Raw genomic sequence first — 3,963 nt, 5'->3', positions numbered from 1 at the left:
ATGCTGGACCGCCACGACCTGCCCTGGATCGCCATCGACCGCGACCCCAGCTTCGTCCAGCAGGGCCGCCGCGCCGGCCACCGTGTCTATTTCGGCGACGCCTCGCGGGTCGAGTTGCTCGAGCGTTGCGGCCTGGACCACGCCAGGGCCGTGGTGGTGACCATGGACTCGCCCGAAGCCGCCGAGGCGGTGGTGGCCACCGCCCGCGGCCATCGCCCCGACCTGACCATCGTCGCCCGGGCCCGCGACGCCCGCCACGCCGCCCGCCTCTACGAACTGGGCGCCACGGACGCCGTCCCCGAGACCATCGAGGCCTCGCTGCAGCTGTCGGAAGCCGTRCTGGTCGACATCGGCGTGCCGATGGGCCTGGTCATCGCCTCGATCCACGAACGCCGCGACGAGTACCGCAAGGTGCTGAACCGGCCGGACGCACTGGGCGGGAAGCGCAAGCGGCTGCGGGACGCGGGAAGGGTCTAGGCGGCGCAGGCCCGGCGCGCCACGGCCTCATCGAGCCGCGTCAGCAGCGGGTCGGTCACCGGATAATGGGTCGGCTTGTCGCTGTAGGTCGCGCGGGCGTCGCGGAACGCCGCGCAGGCCTCGGCGCGTCGTCCGAGAGCATCGAGATCGAGGCCCCGCTCAAAGAGGCCGTCGGCAGTGAAGCGGCGCGTGACCTCGATCATCGTGTCGGGCGAGGCGACGCGCAACAGGGGGACGGCGGCTTCGATGGTCTGCAGCGCTTGGTCGGGCTGGCCCGCCAAGCGCTGGGCCTCGGCGATCCTGATCAATTCGCGGCCTTCATAGGGATGACCCTGAGACCGGGCGGCCTGCGCCCCAAAGTCGGCGATGAATCTCAGGAACGGCAAGGCCGCGTCCGGTGCGCCGACCTTGACCAGGTCGGCGCCGATCTGGCGGAAGGCCTCGGCCGTGGCGCCCGCTGTCGGGTCGCCGGCCCAGCGGCCGGTCGCGATCTGACCGTCCAGGCCGCTGCCCGGCGGAGCGAACAACTCGCCTTCGATCAGGGCGGAGGCCTTACTCGCGGCCTCCACCGCCGCCGCCCGCTCGCCTGCGGCCGCGCGAGCGCGCACTTGCGAGGCATAGAGGGTCATCAGCCCCGCGCTCAGCGACTGCGCGTCGAAACGGTCCAGCGGGCGCGCGCGCTGGACTTCGAGCAGGGCAGCGGCGCGGCCGTAGGCCTCGGCGGCGGCATGGCTCTCGCCCAGGCGTTCCAGCGGCGCGCCCTGCAAGCTGATCGCGCGGACAAGGCCCGCCTGGATCCGGCGGCTCGGATCGGCGTCGGTCAGCGCGCGCCAATGCGCCTCGCCCTTGCGCATCAGGTGGAGGGCCGCGCGCTGGTCGACGTCGCCTACAAGCTCACGGCCGAGGCCGTCGTAGAGGTCGGCGAGGATCCGCTCGTCGGAGAGCTCGACGGATGCGACCGGCCGCACCAGGGCCAAGGCGCCGGCTTCGTCGCCCCGCCGCAGCCGCAGGCGCGCGAGCGCTTCGAGCGATGCATTGGACGGCGAGCGTGCCTGCTGGTCGCGCACGATCGCCTCGGCGGCGTCGAGGTCTCCGGTTGCGGCCAGGACGTGTTGAAGGAAGTTCAGGGTGTTGGGTCTGGCGGCCTCGTCGCCGCACCGGCTGGCCACTTCGCCCGAGACGGCGGCGGGGCTGAACGGGATCGGATTGAAGCCGCCCAGCAAAAACGCCCAGTCGCGGTAGGCCCGTACTCCGGTCAGGTCGCCCAGCGGCCTGTCCAGCCGTGCGGCGTAGCCGGCGCAGCGCGCGGCGTCGCCGTCGTCCCGAGCCCGCGCGGGGCCGGCCGGGGCAAGGGTGACCAAGACGATCGCGGCGACGGGCGGCAGCCATGTGCGCATGTGGCCAAGCTAGACGAGGCGCCACTTCAGGTCGAGCGGCTGTCGTCACTTTGACAAGCGGCGATATCGCGATATATAACTGACCCGTCAGTTATATATCGAGACCCGTCATGCAGCCCGGCCAACCCAAGTGGCGACGACGTAGCGAGGCCCGGCCCGGCGAGATCATCGCCGCGGCGCTGGTGGTGTTTTCCGAGAAGGGCTTCGCGGCCGCGCGGCTGGACGACATCGCCGCCCGGGCGGGCGTGTCCAAGGGTGCGCTCTATCTCTATTTCGAGACCAAGCAGGATCTGTTCCGGGCGGTGGTGCGCGAGACGATCGCGCCGAACCTCGAGGTCGTCGCCGGCTTCGTGAGCCAAAGCCCGCTGCCGTTCGGCGACCTGATCCGCCTGGTCTTCGCCCGCATCGCCGAGATGATGACGGAAAGCCAGCTGGGGGCGGTGGCCAAGATGGTGATCGGCGAGTCGCGCAACTTTCCGGAGCTGGCCAAAGTCTGGCACGAGGACGTGGTCTCGGTGATGCTGGGCGCGATGAGCGCGGCGGTGACAGCCGCCCAGGCGCGCGGCGAGGTGCGGCCCGGAGATCCTCAGCTCTATGTGTTCAGCCTGGCGGGACCGCTGCTGCTGGGCGTGCTGTGGCGCGAGGTGTTCGTGCCGATCGGGGTCAAGCCGATCGACCTGAAGGCCCTGCTGGCCCAGCACGCCGAGGTCGTCTTGAGAGGCATGCTGGTCGACACGGGGGAGGGGCGCGCATGAAGCCGCAAGTTCGCATCGTCCTGGCCGTCGCGACGGTCCTTCTGGTCGGGTTCGTCGCTTGGCGGATCTGGGGGCCGGGATCGGCCCATCCCCGACGCCTGTCGGGCTATGTCGAGGGCGAGACGCTTTATATCGGGGCCTCGATGGCCGGGCCGGTCAGCACGGTGTCGGTGCAGCGCGGCCAGCGCGTCGCCGCCGGCCAGCCGCTGTTCGCCCTGGACGCCGCCCAGCTGGTGGCCGCCCGCGACCAGGCCGCCTCGCAAGCCGCCGCCGTCCAGGCCCAGGCGCAGGACGCCGCCAAGGGTCAGCGGCCGGACGAGCTGGCGGTCTATGACGCCCAGCGCGCCGCCGCCCAGGCGCAGATGGCCGAGGCCCAGGCCGACTACAACCGCATCGCGCCGCTGGCCGCCAAGGGCATCTACGCCCCCGCCCGGCTGGACCAGGCCAAGGCCGCCTTGAAGACCGCCCAGGCCAATGTCCGCACCGTTGAGCAGCAGCGCCGGGTCGGCACGCTGGGCGCGCGACCGGATGCTGTCCGCGCCGCCGAGAGCCAAGCCGCCGCCGCCCGCGACCAGCTGGCGGCCGCCCAGGATCGCCTGGACCAGATCAGCCCCAAGGCCCCGACGGCGGCCCGGGTGCAGGACGTCTTCTACCAGCCCGGCGAGTGGGTGGCGGCCAACCAGCCGGTCGTGGCCCTGCTGGCCGACGACCGGGTGCGCCTGYGCTTCTACGTGCCCCAGGCCGAGGTCGCGCTCTACAGGCCGGGGACGCGGATCGCCTTCGCCTGCGACGGCTGCAAGCCGGGGCTGGGCGCACGGATCAATTTCGTCAGCCCCCGGGCCGAGTTCACGCCGCCGGTGATCTACAGCCGCGACGCCCGCGACCGGCTGGTGTTCCTGGTCGAGGCCCTGCCGGACCATCCGGCCGACCTGCCGCCCGGCCTTCCGGTCGACGTGGTTCCACTGAAGGGCGCGGGCAGGTGAGCGCCGCCGCCGTCGCCAAGGAAGCGCCGGCGGGCGCTCTTGCCGTCGACGTGCGCGGTCTCGACAAGTCGTACGGCGACAAGCACGTGGTCCAGGACCTGACCATCCAGGTTGGCGCGGGCAAGATCACCGGGTTCCTGGGCCCCAACGGGTCGGGCAAGACCACCACCCTGCGGATGCTTTGCGGCCTGCTGACCCCCGACGCCGGCGAGGRCACGGTGCTGGGCCTGGACTTCCGGCGCCACGCCGAGGAGATCAAGCGCCAGACCGGCTACATGACCCAGAAGTTCTCGCTCTACGAGGACCTGTCGATCCGCGAGAACCTGGACTTCACCGCCCGCATCTATGGCC

The 3,963-nt window shown here is 71.7% G+C and carries 5 protein-coding genes; 4 read left to right on the top strand and 1 reads right to left on the bottom strand.

Going from position 1 to position 3,963, the window contains the following annotated elements; translation table 11 throughout:
* The coding region (locus AC1DZ6_RS20820; protein ID WP_477099040.1) for an NAD-binding protein at positions 1–477 on the top strand (477 nt) is incomplete at its 5' end.
* On the opposite strand, the gene AC1DZ6_RS20815 is transcribed toward AC1DZ6_RS20820, so the two are convergent.
* Positions 474–1,874 (bottom strand): tetratricopeptide repeat protein, encoded by a 1,401-nt coding sequence (locus AC1DZ6_RS20815; RefSeq protein WP_477099039.1) that lies wholly within the window; start codon positions 1,872–1,874, stop codon positions 474–476. The genes AC1DZ6_RS20820 and AC1DZ6_RS20815 overlap by 4 nt on opposite strands.
* 110 nt (positions 1,875–1,984) lie before the next feature.
* Here AC1DZ6_RS20815 and AC1DZ6_RS20810 point away from each other — a divergent pair, with 110 nt between their 5' ends.
* The 3 genes from AC1DZ6_RS20810 to AC1DZ6_RS20800 all read left to right on the top strand — a co-directional run.
* Positions 1,985–2,629: a TetR/AcrR family transcriptional regulator gene (locus AC1DZ6_RS20810; RefSeq protein WP_477099038.1), complete on the top strand. Its 645-nt coding sequence runs from the start codon at positions 1,985–1,987 to the stop codon at positions 2,627–2,629.
* Positions 2,626–3,612, top strand: a complete 987-nt coding sequence (locus AC1DZ6_RS20805) for an HlyD family secretion protein (RefSeq protein WP_477099037.1) — start codon at positions 2,626–2,628, stop codon at positions 3,610–3,612. Before AC1DZ6_RS20810 ends, AC1DZ6_RS20805 begins: the two co-directional genes overlap by 4 nt.
* The coding region (locus tag AC1DZ6_RS20800) for an ATP-binding cassette domain-containing protein (protein ID WP_477099036.1) at positions 3,609–3,963 on the top strand (355 nt) is incomplete at its 3' end. The genes AC1DZ6_RS20805 and AC1DZ6_RS20800, both read left to right, overlap by 4 nt.

It is taken from the genome of Caulobacter sp. P1_B12_2 (assembly GCF_056406675.1).
The sequence above is the reverse complement of the archived record's forward strand: the minus strand, read 5'-3'. Positions and strand labels throughout refer to the sequence as shown.

Coding starts and splice junctions, on each gene's coding strand:
- AC1DZ6_RS20815 (WP_477099039.1), bottom strand. CDS start 1,874: ATGCGCACATGGCTGCCGCCCGTCGCCGCGATCGTCTTGGTCACCCTT.
- AC1DZ6_RS20810 (WP_477099038.1), top strand. CDS start 1,985: ATGCAGCCCGGCCAACCCAAGTGGCGACGACGTAGCGAGGCCCGGCCC.